Source organism: Chitinophaga sp., assembly GCF_039596455.1.
Lineage (GTDB): Bacteria > Bacteroidota > Bacteroidia > Chitinophagales > Chitinophagaceae > Chitinophaga.
Genome location: NZ_JBCNJR010000009.1, coordinates 179,803 through 196,443 on the forward strand (window position 1 = coordinate 179,803; position 16,641 = coordinate 196,443).

Below are 16,641 nucleotides of genomic sequence, written 5' to 3' on the forward strand. Positions count from 1 at the left end.
GCATGAACGAAAAAAAGAAGATCAGCAGGCGCACACTACTGGGCGGAGCGGCCGCCACTGCGGCAATAGCCGTTCAGCACGCTTTCGGAAAATGGGTGCAGCGCCCTGCTGTAATATCACAGCCTGCAGACCCCACGAAAGTGCAGGGCCCGCCGCCCGGCGCGCTGGGTACACGCTCGCCGTTTGAGCAGCTGCGTAAAACCACGTCAGAAACTTCTTCACGCACGCCCCTGCAATCACTGTACGGCGCCATAACGCCATCAGACCTTCATTTTGAAAGGCATCATGGCGGCGTGCCCGCCATTGACCCGGAAAAACATGAGCTGCTCATACACGGCATGGTAGATAAACCCATGGTGTTCACCCTCCGGGACCTTAAACGTTTTCCTTCCTTCTCCCGCATCTGTTTCCTGGAATGCTCCGGTAATTTCAGGGGCAACCGGCCAACCTTGACCCCGCAGGATATTTGCGGCCTTACCAGTCAAAGCGAATGGACGGGCGTATTGCTGTCTACCCTGCTGCGTGAAACCGGCCTGCGCCCCAAAGCAAGCTGGTTCCTGGCAGAAGGTGGAGACGCCGCGGTGATGACGCGCAGCATCCCGTTAAAAAAAGGACTGGAAGACGGCCTCATTGCCTACGCACAAAACGGAGAGGCGCTGCGTCCGCAGCACGGTTATCCCTTCCGCCTGTTTTTACCGGGCTGGGAGGGCAACACATCCGTGAAATGGCTGCGCCGCCTGGAGCTGTCAGATCAGCCGTTCATGACGCGGGAAGAAACGTCTAAATACACGGAGGGCATTAAAGACGGCAAGATCAGGCAATTCAGTTTTGACATGGACGCACGCTCCATCATCACTTTCCCGGCCTACCCGCAGGTGGTGGAAAAAGGCTGGATTGAGATACGCGGGCTGGCATGGAGCGGCCGTGGAAAGATAATACAGGTGGAGATCAGTACAGACGCGGGCAAAAGCTGGTATACCGCCAGGCTGCAGGAGCCGGTGCTGGACAAGGCCCATACCGCCTTCCGTTACCTCTGGTACTGGAATGGGGAGAACACGGAGATCATGAGCCGGGTCACGGACGAAACGGGTTACCTGCAACCCACCATGCGGCAGCTCGTGGAAGCCCGGGGCAGCAGCATGGGCGGCTATCACCTGAACCCAATTACAGCCTGGGTAATAAAAAAAGACGGTACGGTGCTTTTCCGGCCGGAAGAACGAAAATAGATTAACGTATATTTAGCAGATGGAACAACGGGATTTTGACGCCATAGTAGTAGGCTCCGGGCCAAACGGCCTATCTGCCGCTATCACCCTGCAGCAGCAGGGCCTGCGGGTATTGGTGCTGGAAGCAAAAGAAACCGTTGGCGGAGGGCTGCGCACGGCGGAGCTGACGCTGCCCGGTTTCCTGCACGATGTCTGTTCTGCCATTCACCCCATGGCCGCCACATCCCCCTTCTTTCAGACCTTGCCGCTGCAACAGTTCGGGCTGGAGTTTTTATATCCTGCCATTGCCGCTGCCCATCCTTTTGATGACGGCCATGCTGCCGTATTGAGCAGTGATATGTCTGAAACCCTTGCCACCCTGGGGCCTGATGCGGAGGCTTATCAATCCCTGTTGCAGCCTTTTATAGAAAGCTGGCCGCAGATAGTGAATGATGCGCTGGGGCCTTTCCATTTTCCCACACACCCGCTAAAAATGGCTGCTTTCGGTTTGAAGGCGTTGCAGCCTGTTACCATGCTGGCCAAACGTTTTGAAGGCATGTACGCCCAGGGCTTGCTGGGCGGCATGGCGGCGCACGCCGTTCAGCCACTTGAAAACATGGCCACCGCTGCGGTTGCACTGGTGCTCTCTATTGTAGGTCACCGGCAAGGCTGGCCGCTGCCCAAAGGCGGCTCGCAAAAAATAGCAGACGCGCTGGCGGCATATTTCACTTCACTTGGCGGCCGCATTGAAACTGATACCTATGTGCAGCATCTGAGACAGCTGCCTTCCCATCACGCGCTGTTGCTGGATATTACACCCAAACAATTCCTGGAGCTGGCAGGACATAAAATTTCCGGCATCTACAAATGGCAACTGGAAAAGTACCGTTATGGCATGGGCGTGTTCAAGATAGACTGGGCGCTGTCTGAGCCTATTCCATTCACTGCCGCGGCCTGCCGCCGGGCAGGTACCGTACACATCGGTAACACGCTGGAAGAAATGGCGGCTTCTGAAGCCCTCTCTCACCGCGGCGAACATGCGGAAAAACCGTTTGTGCTGCTGGCACAGCAGAGTATCGTAGACAGCACCCGCGCCCCGGAAGGCAAACACACCGCCTGGGCGTATTGCCACGTGCCCCATGGATCGGAGAAGGATATGACGGCAATTATTGAAGCGCAGGTAGAACGGTTTGCGCCCGGTTTCAGGGATGTCATCCTGGCCCGGCATACTTTCAATACGCAGGCATTACAGGCTTACAATCCCAACTACATTGGCGGGGATATTGGCGGCGGCATTATGGACGCGCGCCAGTTGTATACCCGCCCCGCCATCAGGCTGAATCCCTACAGCACACCGGCCAAAGGCATTTATTTCTGCTCATCTTCCACGCCGCCCGGCGGCGGGGTACATGGCATGTGCGGTTACCATGCGGCGCGCAAGGCGCTGAAAGATGTTTTTAACATCCGGGTATCGTTGCCGGCTTAACGCCCCGCGCTGCTTTCATCCCACACCTCTTTCCCCGGAACCCGGTTGCCGAACACGGCGGTGCCTATACGTACCAGCGTAGCGCCTTCTTCAATAGCCATTTCCATATCGCCGCTCATGCCCATGGAAAGCCCCAGCGGGCCGGCAACGCCTTCGCGGTGCAGTTTGTTGCGCAACAGGCGCAGCCTGCGCAGGGAAGGGCGCCGCCATTCGGGGTCAGCGTCCAGCAGGCCAATGGTCATCAGGCCTTTGAGATGCAGGGTATCGAAACGTTGCAGGGCCTGGATGAAAGGCACGGTTTCTTCCGGGGTAATACCAAACTTGCTGCTTTCTTCTGAGGTGTTGACCTGTACGTATACGTTCAGGGTACGGCCCTCCGCCTGCAGCCGCTGATGAAGCTGTTCGGCAATGCTGAGCCTGTCTAGCGACTGGATGCAGGTGGCATATTTGAGCACGTCTTTTATCTTGTTGCTTTGCAGGTGGCCTATGAAATGCCGCTCCACCGGCAGCCCTTGCAGGGCGGCATCTTTGTCACGCAGCTCCTGCACCTTGTTTTCTCCAATGAGTCTCTCTCCTGCATCAATGGCCATGCGGATGACCTCCGCCGGTACTGTTTTGGTGGCCAGCAGCAGCTGCACTTCTTCCGGGCTGCGCCCGCAGGCGTGGCAGGCGCGGTTGATCTTTTCCCTTACACGGGCAATGTTCTGTGCAATGGTCTGGTGAGTATGGCGCATGGTTTCCGGCGTGAGCCGCAAAGTTCAGGCGTTGACGTGATAGGCAGGTCATCCAGTTTTAAGAAAAAATGAAAATACAGGCCCATCTGCCGCAAGATACGGGTTGGCCTCACCGTGCCGCTGCTTTACATTGCAGACATGTACCATCATCTGCAACTAGGCAATACCCCCGCGGCCCGCAGTCGCCGCCTGGCGCTGCTGGTGCGCTCCGGCGCGGTAACGCTGGGCGGGTATAAAAAAGCGCGCATTTACGGAACGCTGCATTGCCGTGCCGGTAAACGCATGAAGGCCGCTAACCGCGTGTTTTTTAAAGACGAGGCGGAAGCGCTGCGGCATGGGTACCGCCCTTGCGCGGTATGCCTTCCCGAAAAATACCGGCGCTGGAAGACCGCGCAAGAAACGGGTTGAGCAGGAAAACGTTCGCCGCTAATTTTGTATAAAAAAGAAGATCATGAAAACGAACATGCAACAAGTTATTACGCCTGCAGCCATCAGGGCGCGTATGACAACCGCCCGCCAGCGGCTGGATGTGATCATCAGTGTGCTGAAAAAGGAAGACCTGCCCGGTTTGCCTGTTCACTATGGCTTTTATAACACAACCATTGGTGAAATACTGCTGGCCGCCACGCCGCAGGGCATCTGCTACGCAGGGTTCACCAATGGCCAGCAAGACGTAGCGCTGGTAGACATGGCCCGCCGCCACCCCGGCGCCGCGTACAGCCAGCAGGCAAACGCTTTCCACCAGGAGGCGTTGCAATGGCTGGACCAGCCCGGCCGCACCTCGCCGCCACTGCACCTGCATTTGAAAGGCACATCTTTCCAGCTGGAGATCTGGCAAAAACTGCTGGCCATCCCTTTTGGCGCTGTTACCACCTATGCGCAGCTGGGCGGCAGCCCCCAAATGGCGCGGGCTGCAGGTACGGCCGTGGGAGACAACCCCGTGTGCTTCCTGGTGCCCTGCCACCGCGTTGTGCGCAGCAACGGGCGGTTTGAGGGGTATTTCTGGGGCATGGAGCGCAAGCAACAACTGCTGGCGCTGGAAGCACAACCGCAAGAAACGGGTTCCCAAACCCGCCCGTCACCGGTAACTTTGCCGTATATTTAAAAATCATCGGTCATGGAAACGCAACAGGAACTGGATTACAAGAGAATAGCGGAGGCCATCGGTTTCTTCAGGGAAAACTTCAAGGCCCAGCCCAAACTGGAAGAAGTGGCGGAACACGTGCACCTCAGCCCGTTCCATTTTCAGCGCATGTTCCAGCAGTGGGCCGGGGTAACGCCCAAGCAGTTTTTGCAATACCTCAGCGTGGAACATGCCAAGGAAATACTTAAAACCACCGGCGCCTCCCTGTTCGATACTGCGTTTGAGACCGGCCTTTCCGGCACCGGCCGCCTGTACGACCTCTTTGTGAAAATAGAAGGGATGACGCCGGGAGAATACAAGAACGGCGGCGCTTCGCTGCAGATCAACTACTCCTTTGCAGATACGCCCTTTGGCACGGCCATCGTAGCGTCTACAGACAAAGGCATCTGCCATATGGCCTTTGCGGATGAGGGCGAAGAGGTGGCACTGGCGCAGCTTAAAGCTATGTTCCCGAACGCCCGTTACCACCAGCGGGTAGACATGACACAGCAGAACGCGCTGTTCGTGTTCAGCCAGGACTGGAGCCGGCTGGACGAGATCAAGCTGCACCTCAAGGGAACGGACTTCCAGATAAAAGTATGGGAAACCCTGCTCAAAGTACCGCCCGGCGGCCTTACCACCTACGCAGACCTGGCCCGCAAAGCCGGCCATGCCGGCGCTTCCCGCGCCACCGGTACCGCTGTGGGCAGCAACCCTGTGGCCTTTCTCATACCCTGCCACCGCGTTATCAAAGCCAGCGGTGAAATAGGGGAGTACCACTGGGGCAGCATACGGAAAAACGCCATCATAGGCTGGGAAGCCTCCCGCCGGAACCGCACAGCATAAAAATCATCACCACATGAAAACGGTCAAAGAACGCATCGCAGCGCAAAACTGGGAGCAGATCTCCATGCACTTGCATCAACAGGGATTTGCCATTGTTCCCAATGTTCTGTATAAACAGGAGTGCGAACAACTGATAGCAGACTACCAGGAAAACGAGAACTACCGCAAAACCATCAGCATGGAACGCTACCGCTTCGGCAGCGGCGAATATAAATATTTCCGTTACCCGCTTCCCAACCTCATCACGGAGCTGCGGGAAAACGTATACCCGCACATTGCGCCCGTAGCCAACCGCTGGATGGAGGAGCTGGGCCTGCATACCCGCTTCCCCGCCACCCACGCCGGCATGAAAAAGCTGTGTGCCGACAAGGGGCAAACGAAACCCACCGTGCTCATCCTCAAATACGGCCCCGGCGGGTTCAATACCCTCCACCAGGACCTCTACGGCGAAGTGTACTTCCCCATGCAAATGGTGTTTGTGCTCAACCAGGCCAATGAAGACTTCACCGGCGGCGAGTTCGTGATCACCGAACAAATACCCCGCGCCCAGTCAAAAGCCAACGTCCTGGCGCCCGGCAGGGGAGACATGCTGATATTCACTACCAGCTTCCGTCCCGCCAAAGGCAGCAGGGGTTATTACCGCGTAAACATGAAACACGGCGTAAGCCCGCTGCACAGCGGTGAACGTCATAGCATGGGCATTATTTTTCATGACGCATTAAGTTGATAACTTGCAGGCAAAAGGAACAAAGCATGGCAAAAAGAATAGCCCTGGTTACCTGCACGGCCCAGGCCCTGGAACATGACAGCGAAGATGCCCGCCTGCAGGCATGGTTACAGGAAAAGGGCCTGGAAGTGAACAGGGAAATATGGAGCAACCCGCAAACAGACTGGAAAAGCTACGACCTGGTAGTGCTCAAATCCCCCTGGGATTACCATGAGCAGGCAGATGCCTTTCACGCCTGGCTGCGGGCTCTGCAACAGGCCGGTGTAGCGGTACAAAACCCCGCTGACACGGTTGTCTGGAACAGCAACAAAAAATACCTGGCGGAAATTGCAGACAGCGGCCTGCCGGTAATACCCACCGCACTGCTGCCGCAAGGAAGCCTGCCTGGCCTGGATACGTTCTTTACCCGCTGGAATACGGAGCAGATAGTGATCAAGCCCTGCATCAGCGCAGGCGCTAAAAATACCTTGCTGCTGCGGCGGGAGGAGGCGGAAGCGGAAGAAGACAAGCTGTACATCATGTTGCAGGCGGAAGACTACCTGGTGCAGCCTTACCTGCAGGAAGTGGAGCACGGGGAATGGTCTTTTCTCTTCTTCGGCGGGCAGTTCAGCCACAGCCTGCTGAAAGTGCCGAAAGCGGGAGATTTCAGGGTGCAGCACATTCACGGCGGTACCTACGCCCAGGCCAGCGCCGGAGCGGCGTTTGAAGAAAAGGCCGCCGCATATGTACAGCGTTTTGCCAAAGATACCCTCTACGCCCGCGTAGACGGTATCATCAAAAACAATGAATTTTACCTGATGGAGCTGGAGCTGATAGAGCCGTACCTGTTTCTCAGCACTACCCCGGATGGTTTCGATAATTATTACAAGGCGCTTGCGTCAAAACTATGATAGACCTCTTTACCGCCTACGGCAGCAATCTGTTGCCCTGCAACGGCGAGGTGAACTACTACGGACCCGTGCTGCCGGATGCAGATCGCTACCTGCACGCCCTGCTCCACACCATCCCCTGGCAAAACGACCAGGTGTTTGTAGCCGGAGAGCTGCGCAGCACCAAAAGAAAAGTAGCCTGGTACGGCAATGAGCGCTACCGTTACACCTACTCAGGCGTAACCCGTGAAGCCCAGCCCTGGACGCCGGAGCTGCTGGCCCTGAAAGCTGTGGTTGAAAGCAGGCTGGGCGTTACGTTCAATTCCTGCCTGCTCAACCTGTACAGCAACGGCGCTGAAGGCATGGCCTGGCATAGTGACGATGAGGCCGCCCTGGGCCGCAACACTACAATTGCTTCGCTGAGCCTGGGCGCCGAGCGCAGGTTCCTGCTGCGGCATAAAACCACGGGAGCAACCGTGTCTGTACTGTTGCAGCACGGCAGCCTGCTGGTGATGAAAGGCGAAACGCAGACATTCTGGCGGCACAGCGTACCCAAATCTGCCGCCATACACGCGCCGCGTGTGAACCTCACCTTCCGCACCATCGTACTTTAACCTGCTGCCAGTATTTTGGCAGCACCCTGCCGGGGAACGATCTCAATCAGCTTGTCCGTCAGCGGCGTGCCCATTTCTATGCCCACAGACACCACAACGGCGTACCCTTCTTCTGGCTTGTAAAGGTGCTCGTCCAGCTTCATTTCCACTTGCTGTGCTGCAGATCGTTGCCGCACCGGCTGCCACTCGCCCATAAAATCTTCCGCAAGGGCAGCATCCTCCATCGGCTGTGGTGTTACGCTGAACAGCTCATCCGGCACAACACCGAAAGTTATCCTGAGACGGTAGTATGGAGATTTCCACGGCAGAAAGAGATTAACGCCCGCCTGCAGCTCCGGGATGCTGATGATGGCGGTCCCGGTTTCCTTGTTGATGGTACATTCCAGCGGGTGGCGCACCAGGCTGTCAAACGTGTTTTTCTGATTCAGCTGAAAGCCCTTCAGCAAATAAGCGAAGCGGGAGAAGTAGATGTTCTTTTCTCCGAGTTTGTGTTGATCGTCCCGCTCCTGGATGTTTTTGCAGACCACCTGCAGCACAGGGGAGAAATTATAGTCCGCCAGGTGCAACAGGCGGTAAAGGGGATACCTGATGTTGCCCACTGCCCGGGAGCATGCCCCGAAATCCCGGTTGAGCTTGCGCGTGCGGGCATACGCAGGATCGTTCTTGATCCGCTTTTTGGAAACGCCTCTTTTGAAGCGCACTATCACTTTACCGGTGCTTTGTTGCTGGTAGAAGCTGAGGTTCTTCAGGCGGCCAACGAGGGCGCCGTTATCCAGTAGAATAGCCATAGTTTGGTTGTTTTGGTGTAATACTGATAACAAGCCGAAGCTTAAATGGTTGATACCCGGATTTTTGCCGGCTTTTATAAAGACTGGCATATATCCGGCGATCATCCGGCTTATATCCGGCTTATATCCGGCTAACCTATTCTAACGGCATAAGGATGAGACACTTATGCTAACAGGTTGCCCAACGGTTGCTACGTTATAACCCAACTTGAACGCACCCGTTGGTCAGCTGCAAATCATTGATAATGAATTGCTTGAGAAGCAAGATGCGCATCCGGGCCTGCGGTTCGGGCGCCCCTGCAGTCACACAAATTAGTTTGTGAAACATAGTACTTCATGCGGCGCACATCCGTCTACCAAAAAAACTGAAAAAAATATTTGCGTAGTTAAGTGGCTACATGTATATTTGTAGTCAAATAGCTACGCAATGAATTTGAGAAGAGATGTTTTCCAGGCCATAGCAGACCCTACCAGGAGGGCCATACTGGTATTGGTAGCCTCCCAGGCCATGACGGCCGGGGCCATTGCTTCCAACTTTGACACGGCCCGGCCAACCGTGTCCAAACACCTGCAGATACTCACGGAGTGCGAATTGCTGAAACAGGAGCAGAACGGACGGGAAATATACTATCACCTAAATCCCAAAAAGATGAAAGAAATAGCAGACTTCATTGAACCGTTCCGCCAACTGTGGGACGAGCGGTTCAATAAACTGGAAAGCATCATGAAAAACTATAAACCTAAAAAATAAGCCCATATGGAAATGAAAACAAAGGTGCATGCTGAGAATGGCCGGCACGACCTGGTGATTACCCGGGAATTTGACCTGCCTGTAGAACTGCTCTTCAAAGCGTATTCAGAACCCGAACTGCTGGAGCAATGGATGGGCACAAAAGTGCTGAAGCTGGAGAACAAAAGGTATGGCGGCTGGCAGTTCCAGACCTCTGACGATAAAGGGAACGTGCTGTTCGGGGCCCATGGCGCCATTCATGAGTTTATTCCTGAAAAGAAGATCACCCGCACGTTTGAGATGGAGAATGCGCCGTTTGGCGTAACGCTGGAGTTCCTCGAGTTCGAAAAACTGACAGAAGATACCAGCAAGCTCACTATACACACCGTATACAGAACGCCGGAGCTTCGTGACCAGAACCTGAAACTGCCTTTCAAACAAGGTATCAATATGGCACATGCCCAGCTGGAAAAAGTTGTTAGCAAACTAAAATAAAACCCCATGTCAAAAAGAAACAAGATCATATACTGGATAGCCACCGTATGGCTGGCATTAGGCATGTTTTCCACCGGCCTGGTACAACTGCTCAAAGTAAAAGAGGAAGCGGAATTTATTCTAAATTTGGGCTACCCGGCCTATTTGCTGACCCTGCTGGGCATCTGCAAAATACTGGGCGTGGTGGCGATATTGATCCCGAAATACCCGGTGCTGAAAGAATGGGCATACGCAGGCTTTTTCTTTGTGATGACAGGCGCCATCTTTTCCCATTTTGCCACGGGAGACATGAACAAGATGCTGCCCGCCGTGCTGCTGCTGGTGCTCACAGTAACGTCCTGGTATTTCAGGCCGCCGAACAGAAAACCCGTTTTGGTTAATCAATAAATTTACACGTATGAATCCCAAAGTTGATTTCTTCTTTAACAAAGCCAAACAGTGGAAGGAAGAGCTGGAGCTTATGCGGCAGATTGCGCTGGATTGCCAGCTGACCGAAGAATTAAAATGGGGCTGCCCATGTTACACCTATGGGAAAAGTAACATTGTGCTGATTCATGCATTCAAGGAATACTGCGCGTACCTGTTCTTCAAAGGCGCTCTGCTGAAAGACCCAAAAGGTATCCTCATACAGCAAACGGAGAACGTGCAATCCGCCCGCCAGGTCCGCTTTACCAGCGTCAGCCAAATAAAGAAGCTGGCGCCTGCGCTGAGGAAGTACATTTTTGAAGCGGTGGAAGTGGAGGAATCGGGGGTGAAGGTGGAAATGAAGAAAACGGCTGATTTCCCGGTGCCGGAGGAGTTTCAGAGCAAGCTGGATAAAATGCCTGCCTTGAAAAAAGCTTTTGAAGCGCTCACGCCGGGGCGGCAGCGCGGATACCTTTTCCATTTTAATTCCGCCAAGCAGTCAAAGACGAGAGAGGCACGGGTGGAGAAGTATGTGGAGCAGATACTGGCGGGGAAGGGGCTGGAGGATTAACAAAACAGTGAATATAAACTGCTTTTATGGTGCAAATTGTTGTTATTTAGGTGGTTGTGTGTTTTTTGCTTGAATTCCTAACTTTTTCCCGATTGCGTAAATGAAGTTCCAGATTCGAGTGTTGATAGCGGAAAAAACGGCTGTTCTTTGCAGAAATTTTCAGGGAGCAAATGAAACATGTTTACACCTTAATGCTTGCCGGCGCCCTTGCGGCCCGCCCGGCGGCGGCAGAACCAACCTATCATATGGCAGCAGCGGGAAAAGATACCGCCACCACCGTACCCGAAGACGAAAATCCGCAAAAAGGTGTCTTGAAAGGCCATATATCCACCGCAGACGGCAAGCCGGCAGGCTTCGTAACCGTTGTAGTGCGCGAGCTGAACCGTGGTACCACCACCTTTGAAGACGGCTCCTTCTCGCTCCGCAATATCAAACCCGGAACATACACTTTATACGTGTCTTCTGTTGGCCTCAAACCGGTGGAGAAACAGATTACCATCACCACCGAAGATGGCGCTGAAATCGATATTGCACTGGAAGAAACGGCTCACCAGCTTTCAGAAGTGGTGGTATCCGAAAAGCGTACCCAGAACGATAAGGCCGTTACTCTCAGCAAACTGCCCATTCCCGTGATGGACCTCCCGCAGGCCGTAGCCGTGATAGGACAGGCCACCATCCGCGAACAGCAGGCCCAGCGCCTCAGCGATGTGGTGAAAAACGTAAATGGCGTATACCTCGCCTCCACCCGCGCCGGCACCCAGGAAACCTTTTCTGCCCGCGGTTATGGCTTCGGCAGTTACAATATGTTCAAAAACGGCTCCCGCGTCAACTCCGGCACCTTCCCGGAAATGAGCTCCCTTGAGCGTGTAGAGGTCCTTAAAGGCAGTGCCGCCATCCTCTACGGACAGGTTGCCCCCGGCGCCGTGATGAACCTTGTAACCAAACAGCCCAGATTCGAAGGGGGCGGCGAGATCAGCATGCGCGCGGGCAGCTATGATCTGTACAAACCTGCATTTGATATCTATGGCCCCATCAGCGGAAAAGTGGCCTACCGCCTCAATGGTACCTACGAATCCGCCGGCAGCTTCCGCGATCACGTGCAAAGCAAACGTTATTACGTGAACCCTTCGCTGCTCTTCAGAGTGTCTCCCCGCACGGAAGTGGTCGTACAGGGCGATTACCTGAAGCACGACTTCACCCCGGATTTCGGCGTAGGCACCAACAACGGGAAATCCATCGTAGACGTGCCGAGGAACACCTTCTTCGGCGCGCCCTGGCAATACGCGAAAACGCAGCAGTACACCGGCGGCGTTACCGTAAAACATCACCTGAACGAAAACTGGGCCCTCAATGCCAACGTGGCCTATCAAAAGTATAAGCGTGACTACTTCTCCATCGAAAGGCTGCAGTTCAAAGACGGTAAACTCGGCCGCCCGCTTGGCCGCCAGCTGAACGATGAAGATTATTACAGCGCTACCTTTGATGTAACCGGTAAAGTGAAAACCGGTTCCATCGAGCACACTATCCTGGCAGGCATCGACGGCGACCGGTATAAAACCGAGGCTACCGCCTTTACCATAGATGCGATCAAAGGTGTTACTTACGACACCCTCAGCCTCGATAACCCCGAAAATTACCCGCTGCGTACCGACATGCCGAACGCAGTGGCCAATGCTTTAACGGTTACGCCCGTCACCCGTTTCGGCGGTTATGTGCAAGACCTGATCAGCATCTCCGCGAAATTGAAAGTACTTGCCGGCGTACGCTGGAGCTACGTGCAAACCGGTGCTCCCGAGGTAACGGACTATAAAACCGGCGCTGTTGCCAAAACCGCCGCTAACCGCTATGACAATGCATTTTCGCCCCGTTTCGGCGTAGTGTACAAACCCATTCCCACCACGGCTTTCTTTGTAAGCTACAGCAACTCGTTTACACCGAACAGCGGGTATGACGTGGATTCCGTGAACATGAAGCCTTCCCTGATAGATCAATTCGAAGCAGGGGTGAAGAACGATTTCTTCGACGGCAAATTATCCGCCAACCTGACCGTTTACAAGATCAGGAACAGCAACCTCGCGCAGGTATCTCCCTTCAAGCGTGACGGTGTTACGCCCAACACTGACGCTAATATGAAAGCCCTTATTGGCGGGACTACCAGCAACGGGGTGGAAGTTGACATAGCGGGGCACCCCCTTGCAGGCCTCGACCTGATCCTGGGTTACAGCTACAACGACATCTTCGTGTCTGAAGCCGTTGCGCCCGCCGAAGGCAAGACCAACGGCAACCTCCTCAAAGGCGACCGCCTTGTGAACAATCCCCATCATACCGCCAATGCCAGCGCATTCTATACCCTGCAGAACGGCGCGGCCAAAGGCCTCAAATTCGGCGTGATGGCCTTTTACACCGGAGATCGCAACGTAGGCTGGAACAACACTTCGGCGCAGCCCGACCGCATGTTCAACGTCAAAGGCTACACTACCCTCGACCTGAACATCGGCTACACCTGGAAACAATTCTCCTTCATGGGTAAAATTTCCAATATCACCAACGAATACAACTTCCTGGTGCACGAAAACTACAGCATCAACCCTATTCCGCCGCGGCAATTCACTGCTACGGTGGCTTACCGGTTTAAATACAAGAAATAAGGATACTGGCATATGAAAAGGGGCCGCCTCAGAATTGAGACGGCCCCTTTTGCGTACACTGAGGGGCGGGAAGTTCAACGGCAGTTTTCTGTTATCTGATTAATATTTTATATTCGAGGAGCTGGAAAATTCCGGTAAGCAGACATGTCACAGACCAATGAAAAATTACTATTTATTAAGTTGGGGGCACAAACGGGATTTGGCAAGCGCCAATGCTTTGCAGGCATTGAAATCGGATCATGAGTTAATAGCTCAGCTTGGAGATGAAAAGTCTTTGCCATTCGACTTTGAATTAAGAAGAGTTATAGAAACCGGCAATGGGCTGGTTGTAAATAATGATTTAGCAAGACTAAGTCAAACATGGCTGGACTATCAGCCGAATAATCTTGCATGGCCATTGATGTCGGAACGATTGAGATCTGTTATAGAAAGCAATCTTACGGGAAAGGAAATGGTAGACTGGATTACCTGTAAAGTTAAGGGCGTTGACGGCGAGCGCTTATATTTTATACTCCGGTTTAAGGAAAGGCTGGATGTTTTGGACGTGGAGAAAACAACATTTGTTCATGGTACTGATCATGTTATAAAACCTGTTTTCAAGGGAAGTAAGGTTGCCAGGTTTGGCATATTTCATAAACCACTGTCACATGAGTTATGGAAAATAACACCAGGGCTTTATATTAGTGAAACCGTAAAGGAAGATATTTGGCGGCAGAAACTAACTGGAATGGATTTTGAAAAGGTTTCGGTGTCATGGTAAAGTGAAAGCGCGTCCGGATTCCCCAAATCTCCTGATAACAATATTCAAATGGAAGGAATATTTAACGATCTTGTTGCTTTTATATACGATCAATGCGCTTGTTCAGAAGTGCCGATAACACTGGATAGTGCTATTGAAGACGATCTTGGTATAACGGGAGAAGATGGGGAAGAGTTCATAGTAAAATTTAGCAGTCGATATAAAGTAAATATTGATAATTTTTACTTTACTAAATATTTTTATCCCGAGCCGTTTGTGTCTCGAATGCCAGATAAAATAGAAGGACTAACAGTTGGTCATCTGCTTAAGGCAATTGCAGCGGGAAGGTTGGATGATAATGTAATTAACGGTTAAATACAGGAGCAGATAATAGAATACGAATGTCAAAAAGAGACAAAATACTCAATGAATATGAGAGAATGCTTCTGCTTGATTCGGCGAAAGCCAGAGATCTGATCAAGAAGCTTGATTACAAGAATGCTCCATTGTTATTAGATACATAAAGGGACTAGTACGATATATATACCATTGGAAAGATTTTTATTACCGTAACCAGCATCGTATTATCGCATATGCGGTAAGTGATAATTTGGGATATGAAAAAGCAGGCAATAGCAATTTTCGTTTTTTTAGCGATAGCTATAATTCTAACTGTGACTTGGAAGCTGGTGACTTTTGAAATGTTTGAAGTAACGGAAATTAGTTTGGCAAGCCATCCGGTCAAATCTGGGAATTATACCGTCGAGATAAAATATGTGACCGCAGGGGCAACAACCGTGGACGTAATGCAGGTAAGGAAGGTACATAATGACGGGAAGGTTGATATTGTAAAAAACATCGAAGGGTATAATGATTTAATTTATTCATATCTAACAGGAGATAGCGTGCTGTATATGATGATCAGGGATACCGGATATGATAAAAGCTTTCCGGATACATTGGTTGTCAAACTTTGAGTAGCGTGAAAGGACACTGCTTTAGGCCCAGCGTCTTGAAGGATCCCGATAAAATGAAAAACAGTATGGTGAAAAAAAAAACACTCAACTTTTTAAGAGGGCATGAGTGTCTTGAAGAACTTGAAAAGGAGCAGAAATTAAGGGCTTCCGTGAGAGTTTTTCATTTTGGCTTCGATGACTGTCTGATTAAGCCCTTTACTCACATGTTTTTGCTAACCGTGACAAATTGGATGAGTATTCGTTCGATTTGGAATTTTTGAAGTAATGTAGGCAGCCTTATTCCAACCTAAGTAGTATATTTTCCAATAATTTATATACAAAATAAGTATGACGATAGATGAGACTATTAGAGCATTTTCTGTTTTTTTGAACAACAGCTGGGACACTCTAATGCCTCTGCTTTCCGGCAGGCCTTATGCTACTGATGAAAGTTCGAAAAGTGACTGGCTTCAATCCAATTGGGAGATGTTGGTGGAACGAAAAGTGTTGCAATTGAATGAATACCTGGAAGTATATGGAGAAGGGGCAGATTTTAACGGCAAAAGTAGTCGAATAACGGACATTGAGTCGGTACCTACTCATTCAGTAAAGGTTTTAATTGATGGCTCAAAAGATATACTAAACAATCTGGAAATAGAGGACGGCAGGTATGATTTTGAACGATTAGTAGGATTTGAAAATGGCTTTTACACCAGCATTCCTCCTTTCAATTTTGCCCTTGTACAAGATGAAGGTGCCGGAATAGAAAGAGTATTCCCGCTGGAAGAAATCAGATTTGAATTGCAACTTGTTTAAATAAAAAGCGTCCTCCAGAGGAGGACGCCCGGGTTGTCAAACGATTTATAATTACACCTGTGTTATCATTATTGCTGTGCCTGCTTCTTCTTCACCTGCTTGTCTACAATAGCCCCTGTACCAGCGCCTACACCGGCGCCGATGATGGTACCGATAGCAGCACCTTTCAGACGGTCTTTGTTCACGATAGCCCCGGTAATGGCGCCTGCGCCGGCACCTACTACAGCGCCTTTAGCAGTATGGCTCCATTTCTTTTTCTGGGCGGGGGCAGGAGCGGGAGCGGCGGCGGTTTCCGTTACGGGCGCCGCGGCGGTATTTTCATTATGGCTGAAAGAGGCCGCTTTTGAGCGGTTGGCCTTTACAGCGTTCATAGAGTCAATAACATGTTGTTTTGCGGCCGCAATGGCATTCATTGAGTCTATTGTGGCCTTTCTTGCGCTTTCAATAGCTGCAGTGTCCGGGTTGCCGCCACAAGAGGCTAAAACCGTAGTTGCTGCTAATACTGTTAATAACTGTTTCATGGTTAAAATTTTAGATTTATCACATCCGGCCAGGTACTTGCAGAAACCATGCCAAACTGGTTAATCCTTTGCTGTAGCTGGTTTGAAGTGTTTTTGCTAATGGGGATGACTGCGTTGCCAGTTGGTTTTAAGCTCCAAAATCCCGAAATTGAAGCATGAAGAAAATTACAGATATAGGAGATTTTCCGCAAGGCCTTTCGCAACCTGCCTTGCGTGCATTGGCTACGGCCCGCCTTACCAGCCTCAAACAATTAACTACTGTTACAGAGAAAGAGGTGGCGGGTCTGCATGGTATGGGGCCTAAAGGGGTGAATCTGTTGAAGGAAGCATTGGCAGCAAAAGGCTGGAAGTTTAAATTATAATTGCCG

Annotated in this window: 21 protein-coding genes; 18 read left to right on the forward strand and 3 right to left on the reverse strand. The window is 51.9% G+C overall.

The window, feature by feature from the left end:
- Positions 1 to 2: 2 nt before the first annotated feature.
- On the forward strand, positions 3 to 1,226 hold the full coding sequence (gene soxC, locus ABDW36_RS22815) for a sulfite dehydrogenase (RefSeq protein WP_343704245.1): 1,224 nt from the start codon (positions 3 to 5) through the stop codon (positions 1,224 to 1,226).
- 19 nt (positions 1,227 to 1,245) lie between these two features.
- A complete protein-coding gene (locus ABDW36_RS22820) occupies positions 1,246 to 2,691 on the forward strand; it encodes an NAD(P)/FAD-dependent oxidoreductase (RefSeq protein WP_343704246.1) in 1,446 nt (481 codons plus the stop codon).
- Here the strand turns inward: ABDW36_RS22820 and ABDW36_RS22825 are convergent.
- Positions 2,688 to 3,425, reverse strand: coding sequence for a YggS family pyridoxal phosphate-dependent enzyme (locus tag ABDW36_RS22825; protein ID WP_343704247.1), 738 nt, complete (start codon positions 3,423 to 3,425; stop codon positions 2,688 to 2,690). The two genes, ABDW36_RS22820 and ABDW36_RS22825, sit on opposite strands and share 4 nt — an antisense overlap.
- A gap of 138 nt (positions 3,426 to 3,563) precedes the next feature.
- On the opposite strand from ABDW36_RS22825, the gene ABDW36_RS22830 reads away from it, so the two are divergent.
- From ABDW36_RS22830 to ABDW36_RS22855, 6 genes are read left to right on the forward strand one after another with little or no spacing between them, the layout of a single operon-like run.
- The gene (locus ABDW36_RS22830; protein WP_343704248.1) at positions 3,564 to 3,833 is read left to right on the forward strand and encodes an Ada metal-binding domain-containing protein; all 270 of its coding nucleotides are present in this window, start codon (positions 3,564 to 3,566) and stop codon (positions 3,831 to 3,833) included.
- A gap of 43 nt (positions 3,834 to 3,876) precedes the next feature.
- Positions 3,877 to 4,530, forward strand: coding sequence for a methylated-DNA--[protein]-cysteine S-methyltransferase (locus ABDW36_RS22835; protein ID WP_343704249.1), 654 nt, complete (start codon positions 3,877 to 3,879; stop codon positions 4,528 to 4,530).
- A gap of 12 nt (positions 4,531 to 4,542) precedes the next feature.
- Entirely contained in the window at positions 4,543 to 5,394 is an 852-nt protein-coding gene (locus ABDW36_RS22840; RefSeq protein WP_343704250.1) for a methylated-DNA--[protein]-cysteine S-methyltransferase, read from the forward strand.
- Positions 5,395 to 5,407: 13 nt separating this feature from the next.
- Entirely contained in the window at positions 5,408 to 6,121 is a 714-nt protein-coding gene (locus ABDW36_RS22845; RefSeq protein ID WP_343704251.1) for a 2OG-Fe(II) oxygenase, read from the forward strand.
- 26 nt (positions 6,122 to 6,147) lie between these two features.
- Positions 6,148 to 7,011: a hypothetical protein gene (locus ABDW36_RS22850; RefSeq protein ID WP_343704252.1), complete on the forward strand. Its 864-nt coding sequence runs from the start codon at positions 6,148 to 6,150 to the stop codon at positions 7,009 to 7,011.
- Positions 7,008 to 7,604 carry an alpha-ketoglutarate-dependent dioxygenase AlkB gene (locus tag ABDW36_RS22855; RefSeq protein WP_343704253.1) on the forward strand — a complete coding sequence of 199 codons (597 nt, stop codon included), beginning with the start codon at positions 7,008 to 7,010 and terminating at the stop codon, positions 7,602 to 7,604. Before ABDW36_RS22850 ends, ABDW36_RS22855 begins: the two co-directional genes overlap by 4 nt.
- Here the strand turns inward: ABDW36_RS22855 and ABDW36_RS22860 are convergent.
- Positions 7,601 to 8,392: a hypothetical protein gene (locus tag ABDW36_RS22860; RefSeq protein WP_343704254.1), complete on the reverse strand. Its 792-nt coding sequence runs from the start codon at positions 8,390 to 8,392 to the stop codon at positions 7,601 to 7,603. The genes ABDW36_RS22855 and ABDW36_RS22860 overlap by 4 nt on opposite strands.
- 427 nt (positions 8,393 to 8,819) lie before the next feature.
- On the opposite strand from ABDW36_RS22860, the gene ABDW36_RS22865 reads away from it, so the two are divergent.
- The 9 genes from ABDW36_RS22865 (at position 8,820) to ABDW36_RS22905 (ending at position 15,752) form a co-directional block, all read left to right on the forward strand.
- Positions 8,820 to 9,143, forward strand: a complete 324-nt coding sequence (locus tag ABDW36_RS22865) for a metalloregulator ArsR/SmtB family transcription factor (protein ID WP_343704255.1) — start codon at positions 8,820 to 8,822, stop codon at positions 9,141 to 9,143.
- Positions 9,144 to 9,149: 6 nt separating this feature from the next.
- The gene (locus ABDW36_RS22870; RefSeq protein ID WP_343704256.1) at positions 9,150 to 9,617 is read left to right on the forward strand and encodes an SRPBCC domain-containing protein; all 468 of its coding nucleotides are present in this window, start codon (positions 9,150 to 9,152) and stop codon (positions 9,615 to 9,617) included.
- 6 nt (positions 9,618 to 9,623) lie between these two features.
- Positions 9,624 to 10,004 carry a DoxX family protein gene (locus ABDW36_RS22875; RefSeq protein WP_343704257.1) on the forward strand — a complete coding sequence of 127 codons (381 nt, stop codon included), beginning with the start codon at positions 9,624 to 9,626 and terminating at the stop codon, positions 10,002 to 10,004.
- A gap of 10 nt (positions 10,005 to 10,014) precedes the next feature.
- Positions 10,015 to 10,593, forward strand: a complete 579-nt coding sequence (locus ABDW36_RS22880; RefSeq protein WP_343704258.1) for a YdeI/OmpD-associated family protein — start codon at positions 10,015 to 10,017, stop codon at positions 10,591 to 10,593.
- Positions 10,594 to 10,838: 245 nt separating this feature from the next.
- Positions 10,839 to 13,241 (forward strand): TonB-dependent receptor, encoded by a 2,403-nt coding sequence (locus ABDW36_RS22885; RefSeq protein WP_343704259.1) that lies wholly within the window; start codon positions 10,839 to 10,841, stop codon positions 13,239 to 13,241.
- Positions 13,242 to 13,398: 157 nt separating this feature from the next.
- Entirely contained in the window at positions 13,399 to 14,001 is a 603-nt protein-coding gene (locus tag ABDW36_RS22890; protein ID WP_343704260.1) for a DUF1629 domain-containing protein, read from the forward strand.
- 48 nt (positions 14,002 to 14,049) lie between these two features.
- Positions 14,050 to 14,355, forward strand: coding sequence for a DUF1493 family protein (locus ABDW36_RS22895; protein ID WP_343704261.1), 306 nt, complete (start codon positions 14,050 to 14,052; stop codon positions 14,353 to 14,355).
- Positions 14,356 to 14,597: 242 nt separating this feature from the next.
- Positions 14,598 to 14,957 carry a hypothetical protein gene (locus ABDW36_RS22900; protein WP_343704262.1) on the forward strand — a complete coding sequence of 120 codons (360 nt, stop codon included), beginning with the start codon at positions 14,598 to 14,600 and terminating at the stop codon, positions 14,955 to 14,957.
- Positions 14,958 to 15,284: 327 nt separating this feature from the next.
- A complete protein-coding gene (locus tag ABDW36_RS22905; RefSeq protein WP_343704263.1) occupies positions 15,285 to 15,752 on the forward strand; it encodes a hypothetical protein in 468 nt (155 codons plus the stop codon).
- 68 nt (positions 15,753 to 15,820) lie between these two features.
- Here ABDW36_RS22905 and ABDW36_RS22910 read toward each other — a convergent pair whose 3' ends face one another.
- Complete coding sequence (locus ABDW36_RS22910; protein ID WP_343704264.1) at positions 15,821 to 16,123, reverse strand: glycine zipper domain-containing protein; 303 nt, start codon at positions 16,121 to 16,123, stop codon at positions 15,821 to 15,823.
- 305 nt (positions 16,124 to 16,428) lie between these two features.
- On the opposite strand from ABDW36_RS22910, the gene ABDW36_RS22915 reads away from it, so the two are divergent.
- Positions 16,429 to 16,635: a hypothetical protein gene (locus ABDW36_RS22915; protein ID WP_343704265.1), complete on the forward strand. Its 207-nt coding sequence runs from the start codon at positions 16,429 to 16,431 to the stop codon at positions 16,633 to 16,635.
- The last annotated feature ends 6 nt before the right edge of the window (positions 16,636 to 16,641 follow it).

Bases quoted from the DNA above. Each gene is read 5' to 3' on its own strand.
- soxC (WP_343704245.1), top strand. From the start codon at position 3: ATGAACGAAAAAAAGAAGATCAGCAGGCGCACACTACTGGGCGGAGCG.
- ABDW36_RS22820 (WP_343704246.1), top strand. From the start codon at position 1,246: ATGGAACAACGGGATTTTGACGCCATAGTAGTAGGCTCCGGGCCAAAC.
- ABDW36_RS22825 (WP_343704247.1), bottom strand. From the start codon at position 3,425: ATGCGCCATACTCACCAGACCATTGCACAGAACATTGCCCGTGTAAGG.
- ABDW36_RS22830 (WP_343704248.1), top strand. From the start codon at position 3,564: ATGTACCATCATCTGCAACTAGGCAATACCCCCGCGGCCCGCAGTCGC.
- ABDW36_RS22835 (WP_343704249.1), top strand. From the start codon at position 3,877: ATGAAAACGAACATGCAACAAGTTATTACGCCTGCAGCCATCAGGGCG.
- ABDW36_RS22840 (WP_343704250.1), top strand. From the start codon at position 4,543: ATGGAAACGCAACAGGAACTGGATTACAAGAGAATAGCGGAGGCCATC.
- ABDW36_RS22845 (WP_343704251.1), top strand. From the start codon at position 5,408: ATGAAAACGGTCAAAGAACGCATCGCAGCGCAAAACTGGGAGCAGATC.
- ABDW36_RS22850 (WP_343704252.1), top strand. From the start codon at position 6,148: ATGGCAAAAAGAATAGCCCTGGTTACCTGCACGGCCCAGGCCCTGGAA.
- ABDW36_RS22855 (WP_343704253.1), top strand. From the start codon at position 7,008: ATGATAGACCTCTTTACCGCCTACGGCAGCAATCTGTTGCCCTGCAAC.
- ABDW36_RS22860 (WP_343704254.1), bottom strand. From the start codon at position 8,392: ATGGCTATTCTACTGGATAACGGCGCCCTCGTTGGCCGCCTGAAGAAC.
- ABDW36_RS22865 (WP_343704255.1), top strand. From the start codon at position 8,820: ATGAATTTGAGAAGAGATGTTTTCCAGGCCATAGCAGACCCTACCAGG.
- ABDW36_RS22870 (WP_343704256.1), top strand. From the start codon at position 9,150: ATGGAAATGAAAACAAAGGTGCATGCTGAGAATGGCCGGCACGACCTG.
- ABDW36_RS22875 (WP_343704257.1), top strand. From the start codon at position 9,624: ATGTCAAAAAGAAACAAGATCATATACTGGATAGCCACCGTATGGCTG.
- ABDW36_RS22880 (WP_343704258.1), top strand. From the start codon at position 10,015: ATGAATCCCAAAGTTGATTTCTTCTTTAACAAAGCCAAACAGTGGAAG.
- ABDW36_RS22885 (WP_343704259.1), top strand. From the start codon at position 10,839: ATGGCAGCAGCGGGAAAAGATACCGCCACCACCGTACCCGAAGACGAA.
- ABDW36_RS22890 (WP_343704260.1), top strand. From the start codon at position 13,399: ATGAAAAATTACTATTTATTAAGTTGGGGGCACAAACGGGATTTGGCA.
- ABDW36_RS22895 (WP_343704261.1), top strand. From the start codon at position 14,050: ATGGAAGGAATATTTAACGATCTTGTTGCTTTTATATACGATCAATGC.
- ABDW36_RS22900 (WP_343704262.1), top strand. From the start codon at position 14,598: ATGAAAAAGCAGGCAATAGCAATTTTCGTTTTTTTAGCGATAGCTATA.
- ABDW36_RS22905 (WP_343704263.1), top strand. From the start codon at position 15,285: ATGACGATAGATGAGACTATTAGAGCATTTTCTGTTTTTTTGAACAAC.
- ABDW36_RS22910 (WP_343704264.1), bottom strand. From the start codon at position 16,123: ATGAACGCTGTAAAGGCCAACCGCTCAAAAGCGGCCTCTTTCAGCCAT.
- ABDW36_RS22915 (WP_343704265.1), top strand. From the start codon at position 16,429: ATGAAGAAAATTACAGATATAGGAGATTTTCCGCAAGGCCTTTCGCAA.